This is a genomic window from Hyphobacterium sp., assembly GCF_965217055.1.
GTDB lineage: Bacteria > Pseudomonadota > Alphaproteobacteria > Caulobacterales > Maricaulaceae > Hyphobacterium.
On record NZ_OZ244227.1, the window covers coordinates 823,825 to 845,781 of the forward strand.

Annotated in this window: 24 protein-coding genes; 15 read left to right on the forward strand and 9 right to left on the reverse strand. The window is 62.4% G+C overall.

Annotated elements, in window-relative coordinates:
- Positions 1-25: 25 nt before the first annotated feature.
- Genes ACOOFN_RS04140 through ACOOFN_RS04150 form a run of 3 tightly spaced genes read right to left on the reverse strand, consistent with a single transcriptional unit; the run spans position 26 to position 2,665 of the window.
- Entirely contained in the window at positions 26-916 is an 891-nt protein-coding gene (locus ACOOFN_RS04140; protein WP_420435003.1) for a site-specific tyrosine recombinase XerD, read from the reverse strand.
- A gap of 32 nt (positions 917-948) precedes the next feature.
- The gene (locus ACOOFN_RS04145) at positions 949-2,550 is read right to left on the reverse strand and encodes a hypothetical protein (RefSeq protein ID WP_420433968.1); all 1,602 of its coding nucleotides are present in this window, start codon (positions 2,548-2,550) and stop codon (positions 949-951) included.
- Positions 2,525-2,665: a hypothetical protein gene (locus tag ACOOFN_RS04150; RefSeq protein ID WP_420433970.1), complete on the reverse strand. Its 141-nt coding sequence runs from the start codon at positions 2,663-2,665 to the stop codon at positions 2,525-2,527. The genes ACOOFN_RS04145 and ACOOFN_RS04150 overlap by 26 nt, the downstream gene beginning before the upstream one ends.
- A gap of 80 nt (positions 2,666-2,745) precedes the next feature.
- On the opposite strand from ACOOFN_RS04150, the gene ACOOFN_RS04155 reads away from it, so the two are divergent.
- The 3 genes from ACOOFN_RS04155 to ACOOFN_RS04165 are packed head-to-tail and all read left to right on the forward strand — an operon-like array spanning position 2,746 to position 5,664.
- A complete protein-coding gene (locus ACOOFN_RS04155) occupies positions 2,746-3,312 on the forward strand; it encodes a shikimate kinase (RefSeq protein WP_420433972.1) in 567 nt (188 codons plus the stop codon).
- Positions 3,305-4,396: a 3-dehydroquinate synthase gene (aroB, locus tag ACOOFN_RS04160; RefSeq protein WP_420433974.1), complete on the forward strand. Its 1,092-nt coding sequence runs from the start codon at positions 3,305-3,307 to the stop codon at positions 4,394-4,396. The genes ACOOFN_RS04155 and aroB overlap by 8 nt, the downstream gene beginning before the upstream one ends.
- Positions 4,393-5,664 (forward strand): HlyC/CorC family transporter, encoded by a 1,272-nt coding sequence (locus ACOOFN_RS04165; RefSeq protein WP_420433976.1) that lies wholly within the window; start codon positions 4,393-4,395, stop codon positions 5,662-5,664. Before aroB ends, ACOOFN_RS04165 begins: the two co-directional genes overlap by 4 nt.
- Here the strand turns inward: ACOOFN_RS04165 and ACOOFN_RS04170 are convergent.
- Positions 5,661-6,107: a YaiI/YqxD family protein gene (locus ACOOFN_RS04170; RefSeq protein ID WP_420433978.1), complete on the reverse strand. Its 447-nt coding sequence runs from the start codon at positions 6,105-6,107 to the stop codon at positions 5,661-5,663. The two genes, ACOOFN_RS04165 and ACOOFN_RS04170, sit on opposite strands and share 4 nt — an antisense overlap.
- Positions 6,104-6,364: a BolA family protein gene (locus ACOOFN_RS04175; protein ID WP_420433980.1), complete on the reverse strand. Its 261-nt coding sequence runs from the start codon at positions 6,362-6,364 to the stop codon at positions 6,104-6,106. Before ACOOFN_RS04175 ends, ACOOFN_RS04170 begins: the two co-directional genes overlap by 4 nt.
- 52 nt (positions 6,365-6,416) lie before the next feature.
- Between ACOOFN_RS04175 and ACOOFN_RS04180 the strand changes: the two genes are divergently transcribed.
- The 4 genes from ACOOFN_RS04180 to ACOOFN_RS04195 all read left to right on the forward strand — a co-directional run bounded on the left by ACOOFN_RS04180 (position 6,417) and on the right by ACOOFN_RS04195 (position 11,032).
- Positions 6,417-7,034 carry a J domain-containing protein gene (locus ACOOFN_RS04180; protein WP_420433982.1) on the forward strand — a complete coding sequence of 206 codons (618 nt, stop codon included), beginning with the start codon at positions 6,417-6,419 and terminating at the stop codon, positions 7,032-7,034.
- A 105-nt stretch (positions 7,035-7,139) separates the two neighbouring features.
- Positions 7,140-8,141: a cobaltochelatase subunit CobS gene (cobS, locus tag ACOOFN_RS04185; protein WP_420433984.1), complete on the forward strand. Its 1,002-nt coding sequence runs from the start codon at positions 7,140-7,142 to the stop codon at positions 8,139-8,141.
- 6 nt (positions 8,142-8,147) lie between these two features.
- Positions 8,148-10,055, forward strand: a complete 1,908-nt coding sequence (gene cobT, locus ACOOFN_RS04190) for a cobaltochelatase subunit CobT (protein WP_420433986.1) — start codon at positions 8,148-8,150, stop codon at positions 10,053-10,055.
- Positions 10,052-11,032 (forward strand): esterase-like activity of phytase family protein, encoded by a 981-nt coding sequence (locus ACOOFN_RS04195; RefSeq protein WP_420433988.1) that lies wholly within the window; start codon positions 10,052-10,054, stop codon positions 11,030-11,032. Before cobT ends, ACOOFN_RS04195 begins: the two co-directional genes overlap by 4 nt.
- Positions 11,033-11,400: 368 nt before the next feature.
- Here ACOOFN_RS04195 and ACOOFN_RS04200 read toward each other — a convergent pair whose 3' ends face one another.
- Together ACOOFN_RS04200 and ACOOFN_RS04205 are read right to left on the reverse strand one after the other, a co-directional pair.
- Positions 11,401-13,089, reverse strand: a complete 1,689-nt coding sequence (locus ACOOFN_RS04200; protein WP_420433990.1) for an amidohydrolase — start codon at positions 13,087-13,089, stop codon at positions 11,401-11,403.
- Positions 13,090-13,117: 28 nt separating this feature from the next.
- Positions 13,118-13,678, reverse strand: coding sequence for a cysteine hydrolase family protein (locus ACOOFN_RS04205; RefSeq protein ID WP_420433992.1), 561 nt, complete (start codon positions 13,676-13,678; stop codon positions 13,118-13,120).
- Positions 13,679-13,793: 115 nt separating this feature from the next.
- Here ACOOFN_RS04205 and ACOOFN_RS04210 point away from each other — a divergent pair, with 115 nt between their 5' ends.
- Positions 13,794-14,369, forward strand: a complete 576-nt coding sequence (locus tag ACOOFN_RS04210) for a T4SS efffector SepA family protein (protein WP_420433994.1) — start codon at positions 13,794-13,796, stop codon at positions 14,367-14,369.
- A 37-nt stretch (positions 14,370-14,406) separates the two neighbouring features.
- Here ACOOFN_RS04210 and rpmB read toward each other — a convergent pair whose 3' ends face one another.
- Entirely contained in the window at positions 14,407-14,694 is a 288-nt protein-coding gene (rpmB, locus tag ACOOFN_RS04215) for a 50S ribosomal protein L28 (protein WP_420433996.1), read from the reverse strand.
- Between the two features lie 202 nt (positions 14,695-14,896).
- Here rpmB and ACOOFN_RS04220 point away from each other — a divergent pair, with 202 nt between their 5' ends.
- The 7 genes from ACOOFN_RS04220 to ACOOFN_RS04250 all read left to right on the forward strand — a co-directional run bounded on the left by ACOOFN_RS04220 (position 14,897) and on the right by ACOOFN_RS04250 (position 21,158).
- On the forward strand, positions 14,897-15,709 hold the full coding sequence (locus tag ACOOFN_RS04220; RefSeq protein ID WP_420433998.1) for a DUF3108 domain-containing protein: 813 nt from the start codon (positions 14,897-14,899) through the stop codon (positions 15,707-15,709).
- A 24-nt stretch (positions 15,710-15,733) separates the two neighbouring features.
- The gene (locus ACOOFN_RS04225; RefSeq protein WP_420434000.1) at positions 15,734-18,295 is read left to right on the forward strand and encodes a helicase-related protein; all 2,562 of its coding nucleotides are present in this window, start codon (positions 15,734-15,736) and stop codon (positions 18,293-18,295) included.
- Complete coding sequence (locus tag ACOOFN_RS04230; RefSeq protein WP_420434002.1) at positions 18,292-18,591, forward strand: RNA-binding S4 domain-containing protein; 300 nt, start codon at positions 18,292-18,294, stop codon at positions 18,589-18,591. Before ACOOFN_RS04225 ends, ACOOFN_RS04230 begins: the two co-directional genes overlap by 4 nt.
- Positions 18,584-19,036 carry a TerB family tellurite resistance protein gene (locus ACOOFN_RS04235; RefSeq protein ID WP_420434004.1) on the forward strand — a complete coding sequence of 151 codons (453 nt, stop codon included), beginning with the start codon at positions 18,584-18,586 and terminating at the stop codon, positions 19,034-19,036. Before ACOOFN_RS04230 ends, ACOOFN_RS04235 begins: the two co-directional genes overlap by 8 nt.
- A gap of 64 nt (positions 19,037-19,100) precedes the next feature.
- Positions 19,101-19,442: a ferredoxin FdxA gene (gene fdxA / locus ACOOFN_RS04240; protein ID WP_420434006.1), complete on the forward strand. Its 342-nt coding sequence runs from the start codon at positions 19,101-19,103 to the stop codon at positions 19,440-19,442.
- A 194-nt stretch (positions 19,443-19,636) separates the two neighbouring features.
- Complete coding sequence (locus ACOOFN_RS04245) at positions 19,637-20,155, forward strand: CarD family transcriptional regulator (protein ID WP_420434008.1); 519 nt, start codon at positions 19,637-19,639, stop codon at positions 20,153-20,155.
- Between the two features lie 124 nt (positions 20,156-20,279).
- Positions 20,280-21,158 (forward strand): RNA polymerase factor sigma-32, encoded by an 879-nt coding sequence (locus ACOOFN_RS04250; RefSeq protein ID WP_420435005.1) that lies wholly within the window; start codon positions 20,280-20,282, stop codon positions 21,156-21,158.
- On the opposite strand, the gene ACOOFN_RS04255 is transcribed toward ACOOFN_RS04250, so the two are convergent.
- A complete protein-coding gene (locus tag ACOOFN_RS04255; RefSeq protein WP_420434010.1) occupies positions 21,155-21,919 on the reverse strand; it encodes a thermonuclease family protein in 765 nt (254 codons plus the stop codon). The genes ACOOFN_RS04250 and ACOOFN_RS04255 overlap by 4 nt on opposite strands.
- Between the last annotated feature and the right edge of the window lie 38 nt (positions 21,920-21,957).

The following is a 21,957-nucleotide window of genomic DNA, read 5'->3' on the forward strand; positions in this document are numbered from 1 at the left end:
AACAAGCCGCGAATAGCCGTGAAATTCAGCGTTTTGCCAGCGGGTGGGCGGTTTCGACGAGCGCTTTCAAGCGTTCTTCGAGGACGTGGGTATAGATCTGGGTGGTCGATATGTCGGCATGACCGAGAAGCGCCTGCACGCTGCGCAGATCGGCACCATTGGCAAGAAGATGGGTCGCGAAGGCATGACGCAAAACATGCGGCGAGACCTTTGCGGGATCGAGCGCCGCTGCGCGGGCCAGTTCTTTCAGGATACGTGCAAACTGTTCCCGTGTGAGATGCCCGCTGTCGGCGCTGGACGAAGGAAAAAGGAATGCCTTTGCCTTCGCAAGGCGGGACGGCCGACCCTTCGGCAGGGATTCCTCTCGCACGCGCAACCAGTCGCGTATCGCCTCCAATGCGGGCGGTGTAAGCGGTACCAGACGTTCGCGCCCGCCCTTGCCGGTGACATGGAGCGTTCCGCCGGCGCGTGCGACCGCGTCGAGCGGCAGTGCGACCAGTTCCGAAACCCGCAACCCGCCGGCGTAAAGGATTTCAAGCAGCGCGCGGGTCCGGATGCCGCGGTTGCCCTCCAACGCTTCGGCGGCGGCAAACAGGGCATCAACTTCGGCTTCCGACATGATCTTTGGCAGCGGCCGGCCGCGTTTGGGCCCGGCCATTGACCGTGCGGGGTCGTCCGCGCGTTCCCCTTCAGCAAGAAGAAAACGGAACAGGCGGCGGACCGCCGACAGGCGGCGCGCCGTGGTAGCCGGTGCCAGACCCTCGCGGGCCATCTCGGCAAGGCAGGCTTCAAGATCGGGAGTTTGCGCGGTCAGCCAGGTGCGATCGCGCACCGAGAGCCGCATAGCGACATCATCGAGATCGCGGCGATAGGCATCCAGCGTATTCTTCGCGGCGCCGCGCTCGGCCGCCATCATGTCGAGAAACAGATCGATCAGCGGCTCGCCGCTCACGCCAGCTCCACGATCAGGCGTTCGAGCACGAGTGCCAGCGCCATGTCGCGCAAGCCAACACGATCAAGCGCCGCCGTAATACGCATGAGCTCCGCGGGTGAGGCCGCTACCGGCCCATCGGCCAGCACTTGCGCTGCCAGCAAGGCGGTTTCCGCACGCGCGCCTGCCATGGCGGCGGCATCCATCGCAGACAACGCCGGTGACACGGTCGACGGATCGGCCCGGTAGAGTGCGAGGCGGAAATCTGCCGGGGCGGCAAACCCCAGGCCGGCCAGCGCAGCAATATCGCCCAGTCCGCCGTCTCCGGCTTCCAGGCGCGCCTGAATCAACGCGTCGGTGGAGGCGCGGCGCAGCTGGTTCTGAGCCACCCGGAGCGCCAGATCGAGCCCGACCATGAAGGCCGGCGACGGCGGTGCCCATTCGGGACGGTCCGGCTCGGCGACCGCGCCGATCAGATCATCCGGTTTCGTAGGGTCATAAGCCGGCAAGGAGCGCCGGGCAGGCGGACCGTTCTCGAGGGCATCCCGCCAGCGCTGTGCGGCGGCAATGTCACCGACCGCCAGAGCCGCCAGCGAAAATCGCCCGCCGTCAACGAGCGTATCGAAAGTGACGGGAAGTGTGTCCACCTCGTGGCCAAACTCGCGCGCCACACGCATGAAATCATTGTCCTGCACGGCTTCGTCAAGCGCGATAGCCAGGGCCTGCGCGGAAACCTGGCGGTCGAAATCCTGACGGATCAGCTGCGCCAGGCGCTGCTCGCGCTCGATGCCTTCCTGCATCGCGAGGCCTTCCAGTGCGAGCGCCGGGTCAGCCTCGAGAGCCGGTGCCGCCGAAGCAGCTTCTGCAACCGTCACCAGCCAACCGGGCGCATCTGTCAGATTGATCGCCGGGCGGCCCTCGGAAGGAGAGACCGCAGCCAACGCCCAATCCAGTCCTGTATCGGCCGAGGCCGAACCGGTTGTCCAACTCCCGATCGTGATCGCGTAAAGGAGGCCGTCAAAATTCGCATCCGGCTCTTCGGCGCGCGCCAGGTCGGCCGACAATTCGGCCGCGGCGTCTTCGCCATTGAGCGCATGGCAGAAGGCGCGTGCACGCAACCAGTAGGGCTGGTCACGCCCGACAATGAGTCCATTGGCGGTGCGGCAACCGGCTTCGCCGGCCGCAAGCGCAAAAGCGGTTTCAGCGTGCAGGCGGGCGAGATCCGGCGCCCGATCCAGTCCCGGCGTCCGTTCGAGCAGGCTGTAGACAGCTTCGGCACCCGATGCCGCGAGCAGGCGATCCGCCCGCAACCCCGCGAGCGAGATGTTGCCGCGACCGCCCTGCGGCGGTCGGCCGCCGGACAACAGGGCGAGTGCGACCAAATTGGCGCGGGCCGGTGAGCGATAACCTTCACTACCGCTGCCAGGCAGACTCTCAAGCGCGTTCAGCGCGGTCTGTACCGTCGAGCCGGCCCAAAGCGAATCGCCCAACCCGTTGGTTGCGACTCCAACTTCAAGCGGATCCACACTGCCGAGCTGACGGACCTCGATGTCCTGTGCGTGGGCCGTCGCCAACGCGGCCAGTGCAAGCAGGCTAGCGAGTGAGTTCGTCGGTAACATCGACACGCACCTCCTCGCGATCCGGCTCCACATTACCACCGATCGCGGCAAGAATGAAAAATCCACCGATCAGCACGACCAATCCGATCGCAAGGGCTATCAAAGTGTTACGCATTGCAGGCTCCAAAGCTTGGCGTCACATTAAGGGTGAATACGGCAATTTCCAGACCATGACGGAGGCATATAATCAGCGCCATGAATGAAGACTCTGCCTCTGGCGCGGCCTCCGGGCGCTCGATTGTACTCGTCGGCCTGATGGGAGCAGGCAAAACCACGGTCGGCCGGCGATTGGCGAACGCGCTCGGCCTGCCATTCGTCGATGCGGACGAGGAAATCGAGAAGGCTGCGGACCGGCCGGTGGCCGACATCTTCTCCGATTTCGGCGAGGCCGCCTTTCGCGACGGAGAGCGCCGGGTAATCGCCCGGTTGCTGGACCAACCGCAATCCGTCATCGCGCTTGGCGGTGGCGCTTTCGTCAATGACGAGACCCGCAAACTGGTTAGTGAGAAAGCGATCTCGATCTGGTTGAAAGCCGATCTCGACACGCTGATGGAGCGCGTGTCGCGCCGCGATACACGCCCGCTTCTGCAGACCGACAATCCACGCGCTGTCATGGCCGAGCTGATGGCCAAGCGTGAAGCGGCCTATGCCGAGGCGTCCATCCAGGTGGATGGTGACCAGGGTCCGCATTCAACAGCTGTTGCGCGGATTCTCGATGCGCTGAAATCGTACGGTTTTTCCGAACAGGCCGTCGATGACTGATCTTGTCACCCTCGATCTCGGCGAACGCGGCTATGAAGTGCTGATCGGCGACGGCGCCTGGACCATTGCACGCCGATTGGCCGCCGTGACGCCCGATCGGCGCTATGCGGTCATGGTGGACACCAGGGTGCTGCAGCTGCACCGGGACTTCATCCGCGACGGTCTCGCCGATCTCGATATTGCCGGCGATCCGATCGAGATACCGGAAGGTGAAAGCGCGAAATCCTTCGGCCTTCTGGAAATCGTGTTGAGCCAATTGCTTGATCGCGGGCTGGAACGCCGCGATGCGATCCTGGCGATCGGTGGCGGCGTGACGGGCGATCTCGGCGGTTTTGCCGCGGCGATCTACAAGCGCGGCATCGACTTCATCCAGGTGCCGACGACGCTGCTGGCGATGGCCGATTCCTCGGTCGGCGGCAAGACAGCCATCAACATGCCGCAGGGCAAGAATCTGGTCGGTGCGTTTCACCAACCGCGGCTGGTGGTCGCCGATTTCGCTTTCCTCGAAACCCTGCCGCGGCGGCAATTGCTGGCCGGCTATGCGGAAATCATCAAGGCAGCGCTGATCGGCGATGCCGATTTTTTCGACCGGCTCGAATATTCCAATCGCGACAGCCTGTCGGCGCTTCACCTGCAAGCACACCTGAAGTCTGCGATCGAATTCAAGGCCCGCGTCGTGGAGGCGGACGAGCGGGAAAGCGGAACGCGTGCCCTGCTCAATCTGGGACACACTTTCGGGCATGCTCTGGAAAGCGAATCCGGCGGAGCCTTGCTGCATGGCGAGGCCGTCGCGGCCGGATGCGCCCTCGCCTTCGATTATTCCGTTCGCCTCGGCCACTGCCGAGAAAACGACGCCCACCGGGTGCACGAATATTTTTCGCTTGTCGGCCTTGAGACCGACCTCTCCCGTCTGCAGGGCGCACCCTATTCGGCCGAGGCTATGGTCGAACGCATGCGGCATGATAAGAAGAATGCTGGCGGAACCATCCGCCTGGTACTTGCGCGCGGCATCGGTGATGCCTTTATCGACGATGCGGCCGATGAGGCCGATCTAATCAACTTCCTGAAAGACAAAGCACAATGATCGAGACTTGGATCCTGATTTCGCTTGGCGGAATTGTGCTCCTGCTCCTGATGTCCGCATTTTTCTCGGGCTCGGAAACTTCACTCACGGCCGTTTCCCGGGCACGCATGCTGCAGCTGGAAAGGGATGGCGTTCACGCCGCTCATCGCGTCACCCTGTTGACCGAGGATCGGGAAAGACTGATCGGCGGAATATTGCTGGGCAACAATCTGGTCAACATTCTGGCGTCGGCGATTGCGACGGCGGTTTTCCTCAGGCTGTTCGGCGAGCACGGCGTTGTCTATGCGACGCTGGTGATGACGGCGCTGGTGCTGATTTTCGCTGAAGTGCTGCCGAAGACCTATGCGCTGTCCAATCCGGACCGGTTTGCGCTGACGGTTTCATGGCCGATTCTGCAATTCGTGCGCGTTTTCGCCCCGGTTGTTTCGGCGGTGCAGGCCATTGTCCGGTTTGCGCTGCGATTGATCGGCGCGCGCGTCGAGGGCCCGGTTCTGTCGAGCCATGACGAATTGCGCGGGCATATCGACCTGCATCACCAGGAAGGCGGTGTGGTCAAGGACGATCGCGACATGCTGGGCGGCGTGCTCGATCTGCGCGAGCTGACCGTCGACGACGTCATGGTGCACCGCAAGAACATCACCATGATCGATGCCGATCTGTCAGTTGCGGAAATTATCGCGAACGCGCTCAACAGCCCGCACACGCGCCTGCCGCTCTTCCAGGGTGATTCGGAGAACATCATCGGCATCCTGCACGCGCGCGATCTGGCGCGGGCGTTGCTGAATGCCGGTGGCGACGCAGGATCCATCGATCTCAAAACGGTCATGCGCGAGCCCTGGTTCGTGCCTGAGACGACGGAATTGCAGGACCAGCTCAATGCCTTTCGCGAAAAGCGCGAGCACTTTGCGCTGGTCGTCGATGAATACGGTGCGTTGATGGGGCTTGTGACCCTGGAAGACATTCTCGAAGAAATTGTCGGCGAGATCGAGGACGAGCATGACATCGTCGTTGAAGGTGTGCGCATGGAGGATGACGGGGTCTGGCTGATCGACGGTCATACGCCTATCCGCGACGTCAATCGCGCGCTCGACTGGGCGCTGCCCGACGAGGAAGCGGTCACGATGGCCGGGCTCGTCATCCATGAAAGCCAGACCATCCCGGAAACCGGCCAGGTGTTCAGCTTTCATGGCGTGCGATTCGAAATTCTCGAACGGCGGCGCAACCAGATCGCGCTGATGCGCGTCGCCGCGCTGCCGGAAGATGCCTAGCGCTTCACGACCTGGAACAGAATTTCCAACCCGTTGAGAAAGCCGGACCGATCACGCGCGGAAAACGGCCGGCCGCCGCCGCCCTCCATCGTGCCGGCCGACCGCAAATCTGCCATCAAGTTCCGGGTAGCGAGCACCGATCCAATATTATCGGCGTCGAAGCGCTTGCCGCGATGGTCGATCGCGGCGGCGCCCGCCTTCAAGCAGCGGTCGGCGAGCGGGATATCGGCGGTGACACAGATATCACCCGGACCGATGTGTTCGGCGATCCAGTCATCGGCAGCGTCTGCGCCTTCGGGCACGATGACGAGCTGCGCCCACGGGCTCTGGGGCCGCCGCAGTCCGCCATCGCAGACCAGTTTCACCTCGGTGCTATGGCGCTCGGCCACGCGAATCGCCTCGTCCTTCACCGGGCAGGCATCGGCATCGATGTAGAGGGTCAACGCACCGTCATCCTCAACGCATGCACCGGGCCGGCGAGTTCTTCGGCGAGCACCTTGTTGACCGCGCGTTGACGCTCGAGGCGCGACAGGCCGTCGAGCGCCTCCGCGCTGATCTCGACATGGAAATGGCTCTCCCCGCCTTCAGGTGCCGAGGCGTGCCCGGCATGCAGAGCGCTCTCGTCGGTGATGGCGAGTTCGCGCGGCGCGAAGGCCGTGCGCAGCTTTTCCTCCATGCGCATGTGAACTTTGCCCGCCAATTGCACCTCCCGTTTGTTGCCGCTTAAGGCCTTGAGCCCCATACTTAGTGGCATGGACGGCGATTTTACATACCGGCCGCGGTTCAAGGACATCCGCATCAAGCCCCCCTCCGATCGGGCGGCGCCTGAACAGCGTGTCTGCGAATGGCCCGGTTGCCGCGCGCACGGCGACTGCAAGGCGCCGAAGGGCACGGCCGATCTCAACGATGTGCACTGGTTCTGTAAAAGCCATGCCGCGCAGTACAACAAGTCATGGAATTTCTTCGAGGACATGGATGAAGACGCAGTCGCTGCGTTCAACGCCTCGGCACATCATGGTCACCGCCCGACCTGGAATTTCCGATCCAACACCGGCAAAAAACGTCACGCCCAGAAGGCGTCGAAGGATTTCCGCGACGGATTTACCGACCCGTTCGGCCTGTTCGGCGACCGGCCCGAAAGCGATCCCGCGCCGGAACAGCACCGCAAGCGTTACGGCAAGCTTCAGGCGGCCGCACTGGAGACCCTCAATCTTGACGGCAGCGAGAGCAAGGGCGTGGTCAAGAAGCGCTATGCCGAGATGGTGAAACGCTTTCACCCCGATGCGAATGGCGGTGACCGCTCCAGCGAGGAGCAGCTGGGCCGCGTGATCCACGCCTACCAGATCCTGAAAAATGCGGGAATGGCGTAACAGGCCGTGACCGCGCACGGGCTTTTCGCACCTGCGAAGCCCGTGCTAGGGAGCTTCTGACTCGCGTGCTGGCCTCCAGCGCGCTCTGCCCGATATATGAGTGCCATGAGCGAACATTTTCCCCTGTCCGAGCCCGATATCGTAGCCGACTGCGAAGCCTTGTTCGGCTTCGATCCCGGTTTCGAAGTGCCCGCCTTCTCGCAGCCTGACGAGCATACGCCGCCGGTTGACGAGGCTTATGTCTTCGATCCGGCCACGACCCGGGCGATCCTGGCCGGTTTCGCGCGCAATCGCCGGGTGATGATCCAAGGCTATCACGGCACCGGCAAATCGACCCATATCGAGCAGGTCGCCGCGCGGCTCAACTGGCCGATGATCCGTATCAATCTCGACAGCCATGTCTCCCGCATCGACATGGTTGGCAAGGACGCCATCGTGCTGCGCGACGGCAAGCAGGTCACCGAATTCCAGGAAGGCATTCTGCCCTGGGCTTTGCAGCGCCCGGTCGCGCTCCTGTTCGACGAATATGATGCCGGCCGGCCGGACGTCATGTTCGTGATCCAGCGCGTGCTGGAAGCCGCGGGCTCGCTGACCTTGCTCGACCAGACCAAGGTGATCCGCCCGCACCCCTATTTCCGGCTTTTTGCGACCACCAACACGGTCGGCCTGGGCGACACGACAGGCCTCTATCATGGTACCCAGCAGATAAACCAGGGCCAGATGGACCGCTGGTCGATTGTCGCGACGCTGAATTACCTCCCGGCCGAGACCGAGGAGAAGATCATCGCCTCGCGCCTGCCGGAATTCGCCGCCCGGCCTGAGGGCAAGAAAGCGATCGCCGACATGGTGAAGGTCGCGGACATGAGCCGTGATGCCTTCATCAATGGCGATATTTCCACGGTCATGAGCCCGCGCACCGTGCTGACGTGGGCGGAAAACGCCGAGATCTTCGGCGATATCGGCCATGCCTTCCGGCTGACTTTCCTCAACAAGTGCGACGAACTGGAACGCCCGACGATTGCGGAATTCTACCAGCGCGTCTTCGGCGAAGATCTTCCTGAAGCGCCGCTGAAGCCGAGCCCGGCGAAACCGGCGAGCGCGGCCTAGGGTGAGATGACCGACAACCCCCTCGCCGATGCCTTCAAGCGCGCGCTGGCCATTTCGGCGCGGGCGATCGCGCAGGACAAGGATCTGGAAGTGCGCTTTGGCGGCGAGATCGCCAATTATGCCAAGGGCAAGATGACACTGCCCAATCCGGGCGAAGTCAGCGCTGCAGACGCCAAGGCGGCGCGTGGCCGCGCCGATGCACTGGCGCTGAAGCTGTTGCATCACAACCGCCAGACCTTCGCCGAGACGCTGCCACCGGGCTCGCAGGGGCGCGCGATCTTCGAAGCCGCCGAGCAAGCGCGCGTCGAGGGGCTGGGTGCCAAGGCAATGCGCGGCGTGGCGGCCAATCTCAATGCGGCGCTGGAAGCCAAGGCCGTGGCCAAGGGCTGGAACCGGGTCGAGGACCGGCAGCAGGCGCCGCTTCACGAGGCGATCGGCCTGATGGTGCGCGAACGGATCACCGGCGAACCCGTGACCGAGCTCGCGGACGGATTGATGCGGGTGTGGCGCGAGGACATCGAATCCGCTGCCGGCGAGGCGCTTGACGCGTTGGCGGAGAATGCCGGGGATCAGCGTGCCTTCGCGAAATCGCTGGAAGAAGTCATCCGCGATCTCGACCTGGCCGACGAGCTGGGCGGTGACCCGGAAGAATCCGACAATGAGTCCGACGACGATGCCGGCATGGATAGTGAACAGCAGACCGGCGAGGATGACGGTGACAGTGAGCCCGACGGCGATGACGGCGACGATGTCGATGCCGAGGGCAGTTCCGCGGATGACGACGAGATCGACTTCCAATCCGACGAGACGCTGGGGGAGACCGACAGCCAGGACGAGCTGGGAGAGGCGGCGCGGGCCGAACGGCCGAACTATGCGCGCTTCGAGGACCGGCCGGCCGAGAGTTATCGCATCTTCACCACCAAGTATGACGAGATCATCCGCGCCGAGGACCTGTGTGACGAGGAGGAGCTGTCTCGCCTGCGGCGCTATCTCGACCAGCACATGAAGGGCGTGGAGGGCGCGGTCGGACGCCTTGCAAACCGGCTTCAGCGGCGCCTGATGGCGCAGCAGACGCGGGCCTGGGCGTTCGACCTTGAGGAAGGCGTGCTCGACCCGGCACGGCTGACGCGCGTGGTGATCGATCCGACCTCACCGCTGTCCTTCAAGCAGGAGCAGGAGACCGATTTCCGTGACACAATCGTCACTCTGCTGATCGACAATTCCGGCTCGATGCGCGGCCGACCGATCATGACCGCTGCCTCCTGTGCAGACATACTCGCGCGGACGCTGGAACGCTGCGGCGTGAAGACCGAAGTGCTCGGCTTCACCACGCGCTCGTGGAAGGGCGGGCGCGCCAAGGAAGCCTGGATCGAGGCCGGCAAGCCGGTCAATCCGGGCCGTCTCAATGACATCCGCCACATCGTCTACAAGAATGCTGACGAACCCTGGCGGCGCAGCCGGGCCAATCTCGGCCTGATGATGCGCGAAGGCCTGCTGAAGGAAAACATCGACGGAGAGGCCCTTCAATGGGCGTGGAAGCGCCTGGCCATGCGCCCCGAGCAACGGCGCATCCTGATGGTCATCTCTGACGGCGCGCCGGTCGATGATGGCACCCAATCGGCCAATCCCGGCGCCTATCTGGAACGTCATCTGCGGGAGATGATCGCGCAGATCGAGAACCGTTCGGATGTCGAATTGCTGGCCATCGGCATCGGCCACGACGTGACCCGCTATTACAAGCGCGCCGTGACGATCACCGATGTCGAACAACTTGGCGGGGCCATGACCGAACAGCTCGCCGCACTGTTCGACAAGGAAGCTGGTCCGCCAGGCGCCGCCATGACATCGTCACCTTCGGGCGGTAAGCGTGGACTGAAACGCGCGGACTGGGCCGAACTGGGAGCCAAAGTGTGAAACGACTGATCGGAATCGCCGCCCTCGTGCTCGCCGCCTGTTCCGGCGAGCCAGGCCCGGGCCCGATCCTGATCGCGACGGAAAGCGTGCCGCTTTATCCCGATGAGCCCGAGCGGCTCGATGTTGGCGCCCTTGAATATCGCGGCGGACTCATCCTGTCGTCCGATGACGAGACTTTCGGCGGTCTTTCGGCGATGGAAATCGAGGGCCCGCGGCTTCTGGCGATTTCAGACAGCGCCTACTGGCTGACCGCTCATCTGGAATTTGACGATGAGGGCTGGCTGATCGGCCTGTCACGGGCATTTTATGCGCCCATGCTCGGTACGGACGGTGTTCATCTGACGGGCGATGCCGCCGATGCCGAGGGGCTCGCCCCGCTCGGCGACGGCGCCTACGCCGTCAGCTTCGAGCGTGAACACCGAATTGATCGCTATGATATCTCGCCTGACTGGTCGGGGATTGCAATCGCGACGCCAACCCCCCTGCCAGCCCCGCCGGGGACCGACAGATTGCGCGAAAACGGCGGGATCGAAGCGCTGGCGATGGCGGAAAACGGGTATTGGGCGAGCATCGAATATCCAATCGTCGAAGGCCGCCCGCACTCGCTATGGCGAATGTCAAACGGGCAGGAGCCACAGGTGGTCGATTATCGCGCTGTCGAAGGGTTCGGCATCACCGGGTTGGCTGGCGGGGAGGATTTCCTGCTGGTGCTCGAGCGCTTTTACGCCCGGGACATCGGAAACCGTATCCGGATCACACGGCTGGACACGGACCCGCGCGACAATCGGGATCGTTCGCTGACGGCGCAGTCGCTCACAGAGGTGCTGGCCGTGCTCGAACCCGGAATGACGATCGACAATCTGGAAGGAATTGCCATCACCGCGGTGCATGGCGAAATGCGGCTCTTTGTGCTGTCGGACGACAATTACAATCCCGGCCAGCGAACGCTGCTGTTGAGTTTTGCGTTCACCGAATAACGGTCCACCATCCGCTCACCCGCGGGGCTCATCGCTTCGCGATCTCACCCCTTTCCCCCCCCCTTTGAAAGGGGAGAGGAAGCCTCGTCAGTTTTCCTTGCGTCCATGTCACCCCTGCTTGGAGAGGGGAATGCTGAGCCTCGCCTTACCGTCCATGCCAGACAGTGTTTCGTGCCGGGTTTTCAGCTCAAGGGTGAAACCGCGAAGCGGCGCTTTCGCGCCCTTGACCTGAAAACCCGGCACCGAAAAAAATCCCGGCAAGGCATGAAAGGCGGTCTGTGTTCACGGGGCTTCCACGCGAACTCGTCAAAGTCACGGCATGGGTCCCGGGTTCGCGCTATCGCGCCCCCGGGATGGCGACCGATGGTCTATTCCGCCTGCCAGACGATCTCGCCGTCGATTACGGTCATTACCGGCTCGACGGCCAGGATCTCGGCCTCCGGAATGGTCATGATGTCGTCGGAAAAGACGGTGAAATCGGCACGCAATCCTTCCGCGATCCGGCCCAGCTCGTCTTCACGGAAAGACGCATAGGCCGGCCAGGCCGTGAACATGCGCAGCGCTTCACCGCGGGTGACAGCCTGGTCCGGGCGCCATTCCCCGGTCTGGGTCCCGTCCAGCGCGCGCCGCGCCACGGCGGCGTAGAATTCGATACGCGGATCTCCGCGCTCGACCGGGGCATCCGATCCACCGGCGATCACAACGCCGGAATCGATCAGATTGCGCCAGGCATAGGCGCCGTCGAGCCGGTCCGGTCCGAGCCGGTCCGGGGCGAAGAAAAGATCACCGATGGCATGACTGGGCTGCATGGACGGGATGACGCCGAGCTCGGAAAAACGCGGAATGTCTGCCGGATCCACGATCTGCGTGTGTTCGTCGCGCCAACGGTGTTGCGGCAGGGCGCGTGCTTCGGCCGGCACGGCGGTCAGTGCATCCTCGACCCAGTCGAGCAGAAGCTGGTTTCCCCTGTCACCGATGGCGTGGATGTTGAGCTGCACGCCGTTCTGCAGGGCCGTGACCATGGCTGACAGCGTCTCGTCTTCCTGGCTAAGCATCAGCCCGGAATTGCCGGGATCGTCGCTGTAGGGCTCGAGCAAGGCTGCACCGCGCGACCCTAGCGCGCCGTCCATGTAAAGTTTCACCGCGCGGGCAATGACCCGTCGATTGTCGCTGACGACATAGCCGTCCTGGGCCAGCGGGGCGAGCCCGTCTGGATTGGCGGATATGTAGACGCGCAGCGGCAATTCTTCAGCGAGCTCGTGGATCATGGCGACATCGGCCCAGGGTACGGACATGTCATGCCCCCCGGTCCAGCCATAGCGAGCCGCAGACCAGGCGCCCTCGAGATAGACATTGGCGCGGTCCTCGCCGGTGAAGCTGCCGCCCAGCGCGGTGACCGGGTCCATCGCCGTATCGATCAGCATGCCGGTCGGTTCACCGTCTTCGTCGCGCAGAATGTCGCCGCCTTCCGGGGCCACGCTTTCAGCATTGATACCGGCGCGTTCCAGGGCCCGCGAATTGGCGACTAGGGCGTGGCCATCCGCACGGACCAGGAAAACGGCGATGTCGGGTGCGGCGGCGTCGAGATCCAGGCGATTCGGGAAGCGGTCTTCGGGCCAGTGTGTCTCGATCCACCCCCTTCCCTGCAGCACGGCGCCCTCGGGCAGGTCTTCCGCCGCTTCGGCAACGCGCGCCTGCAGGTCCTCGATCGAATCCGTGCCTTCCAAATTCAGCAGGCGCTCGCGCGCACCAAGTCCGAGCACGTGGACATGGCTGTCGGTGAAGCCGGGATACATTGCCGCGCCCTCGAGATCGATGCGGTCGGTCGTCTCGCCGATCAGGCCGTCCGGCAGGTCGGCTTCATTTCCGGCGAAGACGATCATGCCTTCTCTCACCGCGACCAGCTCGACCTGTTCACAGTCGTCGTCCGCAGTGTAGATCGGACCGCCCGAGAAGACGCGATCTGCAGCATCGATGCCAGTGTGGGTCGATTCTACAGGTGCGGGCTGCGAACAGGCGACTAGACCGAACGCGGCGAGAAGGCTGAACTGGCGCATGGGATTCCCTTCCGTTCCGAGCGAGAAACTAGCCGCCGCCCGCCATAAGGGAAACCGCCATATCGGTGTCGATCACATTGGCGAACTCATCGTGAAGCGCCGCAAGATGGACCTTGTGATGGGTGACGGCGTCGATGGTTTCACCATCCAGCGTGGTCGCCGGAAAGGCGGCCGTAGCGTCCCCGACGAGGGTTGTCCGGAATCCGAGATTGGCCGCCATCCTGACCGTGGTGGACACACAATGCTCGGTCGTCATTCCGAAAACCACCAGATGATCGGCACCCATCTGGTGGAGTTGCTGTTCCAGGCCAGTGCCGATGAACGCGGAATTCACCGATTTTTCGATCACCGGTTCGCCGGGCCGCGGTCGCGCCTCGGCCTTGAAGGCATTGCCCGGCGCTTCCGGCCGCAGCAGGCTGCCGGGCTCGGTCGAATTGTGCTTGATGTGCAAGATCGGGTGGCCTGCTGCCCGTGCCGCGGCGAAGAGCCGTGTCACATTGGCATCGAAAGCCGGGTTGGAGTGCCCGGCTACCGTGGCCGCGTATTCGTCGATGCCTTTCTGGATGTCGATAGGAATTGTAACTAACATGCTGTTATTATTTCTTTTATTCTCCATGTGACGCTGTCGCATCACAATATCTATGTAACATATTGCCTCCTACTAGAGCTATATGTAACATATTCTGAAGTAGGGAGTATTGGAGATGCCTGTGATCAGAGTTAGCGATGCAACCTTTGTCGACCTTAAAACGGTGGCCGTCTGGCTAGGAACCTCCAAGCCAGGGGAAACGATTCAGCGGTTAGTTGCCGAGAAAATGGACGAACTCGGCATGGAGAGAGATATAGACGAGTCTTCTGAACCAGTTTCCGAAAATTCACTCGTACGGAATTTTGTAAAAACCCCAGGGCTTTCCTTCACAAGGGTGTTGGCTGCAAGCGTCGGTGGTCAGGCGCTGGAACGTCCCAATTGGCAAAAGCTGCTCCTGAATACAATTCGCGAGTTGAAAGGGCGCGGCTTCGGCGTTGACCAAATTGTTGCGGAACTACAGGTACCGAGCACTACCAAGCCAAGATCCGACCAAGGCTATAAATATATCAGTGATCTCGGAATTTCGATTCAGGGCCAGTCGGCGCCGGATGCTTGGAAAGAGGTATCAAGGCTAGCTGAGAAGTTTTCGATCGAAGTTTACGTTAAGTTTCAATGGCGAGCTAATCCCAAAGCGCAGCATCCCGGCGAGATCGGAGAAATGAAAATCCAACGAAAAACGCCCGCAGCGTGAGCTGCGGGCGCTTGAATGCGGGTGCGGGCCATCCGGCTCAGGCCGCTGCGACCTTCTTCTTCAGAGCGCGCTTGATCTTCATGGCGCGGTCCGAGAGGTGGTCGTCCTTGGCCTTCATCAGATAGGCGTCGAGACCGCCGATATGGTCGACGCTGCGCAGCGTCTTGGCCGCGATCCGCAGCTTGTAGGATTGGCCGAGAGTTTCGGACGCGAGAGTCACGTCGCAAAGATTCGGCAGAAAACGGCGCTTGGTCTTGTTGTTCGCGTGGGAGACATTATTGCCCACGACAGGACCTACACCAGAAAGTTCACAGCGCCGGGACATGGCAACAACCTTCGCTCAAATAGAATTCCGTGATCGCCGGACAGTTCTGCCGACGAAGAGCCGCGGGACTTACCCAAGCGGTCTGCGTTCGTCAAGCGCTGTGGCGTGCAATCCTCATTCATCTTGCAGCCATGTTGGATCAGCGATAGGGGTGAAGACGCGTTTCAGCGGGCGGGATGTGTTGTGATGGAGTATTATTGAAATGCTGGTTTCGAGTCTCGCAGCCTCTGCCCTGCTTCTGTCTTCCGCGATGACCACTGATGCTGCCGAGCTGGCTAGTCCCGCCGCTCCGCCGCCGGTCTCGATCAACCTCAACTATTCCGGTTCAGTCCTGATTTTCCGCGTCGCGAACATCTCCCTCACCGGACAGATCGCTGACGACACCTATGGCGCCAATGCGCGCTTTACGACCGCGGGCCTGGCAGCTCTGTTCTCGGATGCTGACATCGAAGCGGGCATTACCGGCTACGCCGATGGCGCACTGCGTCCCTGGCGCTATGAGCATTTCAACCATTCCAGCGGCTCTGGCCGGACAGTGGGAATCGATTTCCCCGACGGTGTCGCCACGGCGGATGTCGTGCCACCCTTCGGTTCGATGGGCGAACCGCCCGCCGACGAAACCCAGCGCAATGGTGCGGTCGATCCGATCAGCGCGCTTTTGCGACTCGGACTGCGACAGTCCTCGAATGTTGGTGAATTGTGCTCGGGCCGAATTCCGGTGTTCGACGGCAAGGCGCGATATGATCTGCGCCTTGAAGTCGCCGGAGCCAACGATATCCGAACCCGCGCATGGCGCGGCGAAGCCACGCGCTGCCATGCCTATTACGAGCCCATTGCCGGCTATGACCCGGAAGATATGCCGAGCGAAAGCGACATTGCCGAGCCGGTTGTGCTGTGGCTGGCGCCCTTTGCCGACGGATCGATCCACCTGCCGGTGCGGATACGTACCAATTCGGGCTTCGGAGCGATCACCATCGAGGCGCGCTCGATTGCTGTCGAACCGGTCGCCGAGTAGGTCAAACGCCGCTATATCGCGGTCATGACCGCCTACAAACCGCTGACGGCTATTCTTGGCCCGACCAATACCGGCAAGACCCATCTGGCCGTCGAGCGCATGCTGGCGCGCCGGTCGGGGATGATCGGCCTGCCGCTCCGGCTGCTGGCGCGGGAAATCTATGACCGGGTGGTCAAGGAGAAGGGCTATCGCGCCACCGCGCTGGTGACAGGCGAAGAAAAAATCGTGCCGCCCGGCGCGCGCTATTTCATCTGTACTGTCGAGGCCATGCCGCTGGGTTTCGAGGCGGCTTTCGTAGCGGTCGACGAGATCCAGCTTGCGGCCGACCCGGAACGCGGTCATGTCTTTACCGACCGTCTTCTGCATGCGCGCGGCACCGAGGAAACGATGCTGCTGGGCGCGCCAACCATGCGCCCGGTCGTACAACACCTGGTGCCCGATGCCGACATCGTCACGCGCGAACGGTTTTCGACATTGAGCTATGGCGGACCCAGCAAGCTGGCACGCCTTCCGCGGCGTTCTGCAATCGTCGCCTTCTCGTCTGACAGCGTCTACGCTCTGGCCGAGCTGATGCGCCGGCAGCGCGGCGGCGCCGCCGTTGTGATGGGGGCTTTGAGCCCGCGCACGCGCAATTCGCAGGTCGAGCTCTACCAGTCCGGCGAGGTTGATTATCTGATCGCCACCGATGCGATCGGCATGGGCCTCAACATGGATGTCGAGCACGTCGCCTTTGCCGAGCGCGAGAAGTTTGACGGTCGTCGACGGCGCGCCCTTTTCCCGCATGAGATAGGGCAGATTGCCGGTCGTGCGGGGCGGTTCCGGCAAGACGGGACGTTCGGCGAGACTGGCCAGGTGCGGCCCTTCGAAAGCGAGCTGATCGCGGCCGTCGAAAATCATGCCTTCATGCCGATCGACCAGGTGCAGTGGCGCAACAGCGCGCTCGATCTGCGTTCGCTCGACGGGCTGTTGACGAGCCTGTCGCGATCCTCGCGCGACCCGGTCCTGCGCCGGACGCGGGAGACCATCGATGAATTGTCGCTCGCCCAGCTGGCCAGGGACACTTCCATACAGGATCTCGGCCGTAGTCCGGCCGGGACTGAAATGCTCTGGGATGTCTGTCGCATACCCGACTTCCGGAAAGTGTCGCTGGATGCGCATGTGCGGCTGGTCAACCAGATCCTGACCCATTTGCGCAGCCCGAATGGCCGGATCCCCAATGATGCCATGGCGGCCCAGTTCGACCGGCTGGACAAGACAGGTGGCGATGTTCACGTGCTTTCACAGCGCCTCGCCCAGGTCAGGACCTGGGCCTATGTCGCACATCGCGGCGACTGGGCCGAGGAGGCCGATGTCTGGCGCGAGCGGGCGCGCGAGGTCGAGGACCGCCTATCGGATGCGCTGCACGATCATCTGACCCAGAGATTTGTCGACCGGCGAACCGCGGCGCTGGTCAAGGGCTTGCGCGCAGACAAGTCGCTGGAGACCGATATGGCAGAGGATGGTGCGGTGAAGGTGGAAGGTCATACGGTCGGCCATCTCGAAGGCCTCCTGTTCCGCGCTGACACTGAAGGCTCGGCGCTGGAAGCCCGGGCCTTACGCCAGGCGGCAGAAAAAGCGCTGCGCCCCGAGATCAGCCGCCGACTCGGCAGCCTTGCCAAAGCGCCGGCTGGGGACCTCATCATTGAACCAGATGGCAAAATCCGCTGGAATGCATGGAGGGTGGCACAACTGGCGCCCGGTCCAGCAACGCACAAGCCTGAAGTCATGCTGACAGGCGGCGAACTTGCAGCCGCAGAAACCCGCGAGCGCGCGCGCCAGAATGTCCAGATGCGGATTCACGAGAAGATTGCCAGGAAATTGTCCCCTCTGGTGACACTGCTGAACGAGGACCGTGCGGGTGACCTGTCCGGCCTCGCACGCGGGTTGGCTTTCCGGATTGCGGAGAATGGCGGTGCAATACCGCGCCGCGACGTCGATGCCGAGGTTCGTCATCTTTCACCGCAGGAGCGACGCGCGCTGCGCGAACTGGGCATCCGGATCGGCGAATTCGCGTTGTTCATGCCGGCCATGATCAAGCCCGAGCCGGCGGGATTGGCGGCGCTCCTGCGGGCAGTGAAGTCGGGCGCGCCAAGCGAAATGTTTCTCCCCGCGGCCGGGCTCATGAGCGTACCGGCCGATGCGCGGTTTTCTGCGGCCGATTATGCGGCTTCGGGTTTTCAGGCCTGCGGGCCGCGAGTTGTGCGCATCGACATGCTGGAACGGCTGGCCGATACCATCCGCGAGGCGCGCGACAAGGATTCAAAAGGCGCGTTCGAGCTGTCGCCTTCCATGACGAGCGTACTTGGCTGCTCGGTCCAGGATCTGCGCGGTGTACTTGGCGCGCTCGGATATCGCCGCATCAAGAAGGGGCTGGACCCGGAGAAAGCGCAGGGCGAACGCTGGGCACGGCGCCGTGCGCACCGGCCACCAATGGCACAACAGCCAGCTCCCGTGGCCGACACGCCGTTCGCTGCCCTGGCGAAACTCAAGCCGGCCCTGCCCGAAAGGCGGACGCAGCGCAAGCCGCGCCGGAAAGCCGCGAAATGACTAGCAGCGACGCGGTCCGTATCGACATATGGCTGTGGCGCGCGCGTTTCTTCAAGACCCGGGCGCTGGCAACAGCCTATGTCGGGAAAGGGCGTATCCGGATCGGTTCTGGCGAGCGTCCGAGACGGATCGAGAAGGCGTCCTGCCTGGTGAGGCCCGGTGAATTCTTGACCTTCCCCTTGCGAAACCGGATTGTACGACTGACAGTCTCGGCGTTAGGTGAACGGCGCGGCCCGGCGAGCGAAGCCCGCCAACTCTACGAACTGCAGGGCGAGGAGGAGTCAGACGATGTTTGACGCCATCAAGAAGATGATGCGGGGCGGCCAGGCCGCGGAACCACGATCGGAACTCGATCCGCATGTCGCCGCTACTGCGCTCCTCGTCGAGGCCGCGCTCGCCGACGGCATCTATGCTGACGTGGAAGCCGATCAGATCCGGTCGATCTTGGAGTCCGCTTTCGGTCTCGACGCCGACGCGGCCGCCGACATGCAGGCAAAGGCCGAGGATCTCGCCAATAATGCGCATGATCACCACCAGTTCACCAAGGTGGTGAAAGCCTGTCTTCCATCCGGCGAGCGGGTCGCGCTGATCGAACATCTCTGGTCGGTCGCGATGGCCGATGGCGAGAAATCGCCTTTCGAGGATTCCTTTATCCGCCGTATCGCGCCGCTGCTGGCCGTAGATGATCGCGAACGCGTGCTGGCGCGGTCGCGCGCAGAAGCCGCAGCCCGGCAAAGTTGACATTTTGCCGGCTTCGGCACATGTCCGCCATCGTCGCTAAGTAACGCCCCGGAACGGAAGATCGATGACATACATTGTCACGGACGCCTGCGTGCGCTGCAAGTATACGGACTGTGTCGAAGTGTGCCCCGTTGATTGCTTCTACGAGGGCGAGAACTTCCTGGTCATTCATCCGGACGAGTGCATCGATTGCGGCGTCTGTGAGCCGGAATGCCCGGTTGAGGCGATCAAACCCGACACGGAAGACGACCCGGACGGGAAGTGGCTGGAGATCAATTCCAAGTTCGCGGAGATCTGGCCGAACATCACGGTGAAGATCGATGCGCCCGCCGATGCCGAGAAGTTCGACACCGAAACCGGCAAGTACGAGAAGTATTTCTCGGAAAAGCCGGGCAAGGGTTCGTAAACTGTTCGTCCGGCAACGAATTGTTTTTAACCGAAAATTATGATATAGAATAGGCGCGTTGGGCGGAGCGAAAAGCTCGCCCGTTTTCCGGGGGAGAAGGACACACACCCTTTTGGGGGCCACTTTACTTGAAAAAAGCGGTCTTCAAAGGCAGCGAAGCCGTGTGCCTTTTCCCTGTCCAGACGAGAGTATCCATGAGCAAAAAAACGGCGAATGACAACCGCTCTTACAAGAAGGGCGACTATATTGTTTACCCGGCGCACGGCGTCGGCCGCGTAGTCGGCGTGGAGAAAGATTCGGTCGCGGGCTTCGATATCGAAGTCTATGTCGTGACCTTCGAGCAAGACAAAATGGTTCTGCGTGTACCGACGGCCAAAGCCGAAACATCCGGCATGCGCCCGCTGTCCTCGGACCGTATCGTGAAAGATGCTCTGAAGACGTTGAAGGGCAAGGCCAAGGTCAAGCGGACAATGTGGAGCCGCCGGGCTCAGGAATACGAAGCCAAGATCAATTCGGGCGATTTGATTTCGATCGCAGAGGTCGTGCGCGACCTGCACCGCGCCGAGGATCAGCCGGAGCAATCCTACTCCGAGCGCCAGCTTTATGAGTCCGCCATCGATCGCATGGTGCGGGAAGTCGCTGCCGTCGAGAAGATCGAGCACGATGCGGCGCGCGACATGCTGTCGAAGACGCTTCTGAAGAAGGCAGCCTGACGGCGCCGACGCACTTTTGACTATGCAAGGAAACACCCGGCCATCGCGCCGGGTGTTTTTTTATGACTGGAAAGTGAACCAGGCCCGCTGCGTGAGCGTATTTATGTTCATGGCACAGGCAAAAATGTCCACCGCCCGCTCCCGCTCCGCTGATCCGGACCGGGCTTTCCTTCGCAACGCGATGGACGCTCCCCTGCTTGAGCGAGAAGAGGAACAAACGCTGGCCATCCGATGGCGCGACGATGGTGACGAAAATGCCCTGCACGACCTTACCCAAGCCTATATGCGCCTGGTCATCGCAATTGCCTCGAAGTTCCGGAAGTACGGACTGCCTTTCGCGGACCTGGTGCAGGAAGGCAATGTCGGCCTGATGCAGGCGGCTGCCCGGTTCGAACCGGAGCGGGAAGTGCGTTTTTCGACCTACGCCGCCTGGTGGATCCGTTCATCGATCCAGGACTATGTGCTGCGGAACTGGTCGATCGTGCGGACCGGCACGACGTCGGCGCAGAAGACGCTGTTCTTCAACCTCCGCCGCGTGCGGGCCATGATCAACGACATTAATGGCGGTGCAATGAACGCGGAAAACCGTGCCAAGACCGCCAAGGCCCTGCGGGTTCCGGAGAAAGACGTAGAGAAAATGGCGTCCCGCCTTGCAGCGTCCGATCGGTCGCTGAACGCGCCCTATACCGAGGACGGTGATGGCGAGTGGCAGGACCTCCTGGAAGACGACCGCCCAGCGCCGGAAGAAGCGGTGATGACATCGCACGATGCGGAAAAGCGGGGCCAGTGGCTGCATGAAGCCATGCAATCGCTGACCGATCGCGAGCGCCTGATCATTCACGAGCGGAAACTCGGCGAAGACGTGGTCACACTCGAGACGCTCGGAACGCGCCTCGGCATTTCCAAGGAGCGTGTCCGCCAGATCGAGCACCAGGCACTGACGAAGCTCAAAAAGACGCTTTCAAGGCGCTTTGGCGATCCGGAGATCGCCGGCCTGATCTAGTCGATGTCGTCCAGCGGCGTGATGATTTCGATCCGCTCGGGATGATCGATGCTGATAGACGGGCCGTTGATGGCTTGCAACCAGCCGCGGACGCGCACGATGCGACCTTCGAGCGACGATAGCTCGACACCGGCATCTTCGAAGTGCTGCACATCTTCCTGCGCGATCGATACGGTGAAATCGGAGCGGTAGTCGAAGCCGAAATTGAGATAGGTGCGTTCTCTGGTCTGCCCAACCGAGATCACGCGCGCCTCGACGATCTGGACCGTCTCCAGATACAACGCCAGCGTATTTGGGTCAGGCGAGCGAATCGAAAATACACCCGAACCCCACAGGCCCCCCTGGTATTGCCGGGCCTCGATTTCCAATTCCAGGAGCGCGGCTGCAGCTTCGCGCGTTTCCGGCCACGAATACGCAAGGGCGTAACCGCTTAGCACGAGCGATCCCGCCAGTGTCTGCCCTCCGAGATCGAGATCGGCGACGACATGGCCGTATCGGTCTTCCCCGGCGTCGCCCGAAATCACGGTTACCGGGCCCGATTCTTCCAGTAATCCATCGACGGCCTGCATCGCCAACGCATGGCCGGGTGCACCGGGACGTGGCAGTTCGATTCCCGCAAGGCGCACGGTCATGGTTTCACCGGCTTCGGTCTCCACGGCGATAACGGCCCAGCCATCGAAACGCCTGGCAAGGCCGGTCTGCGCAGATGCCTGCGCTTGCACTGCCAGTATCAACCCAACCACAAGCAAGAAGCGGATCATGCGAGCAGCTAACGCCTCACTCGCCTTAAAGTCGAGTC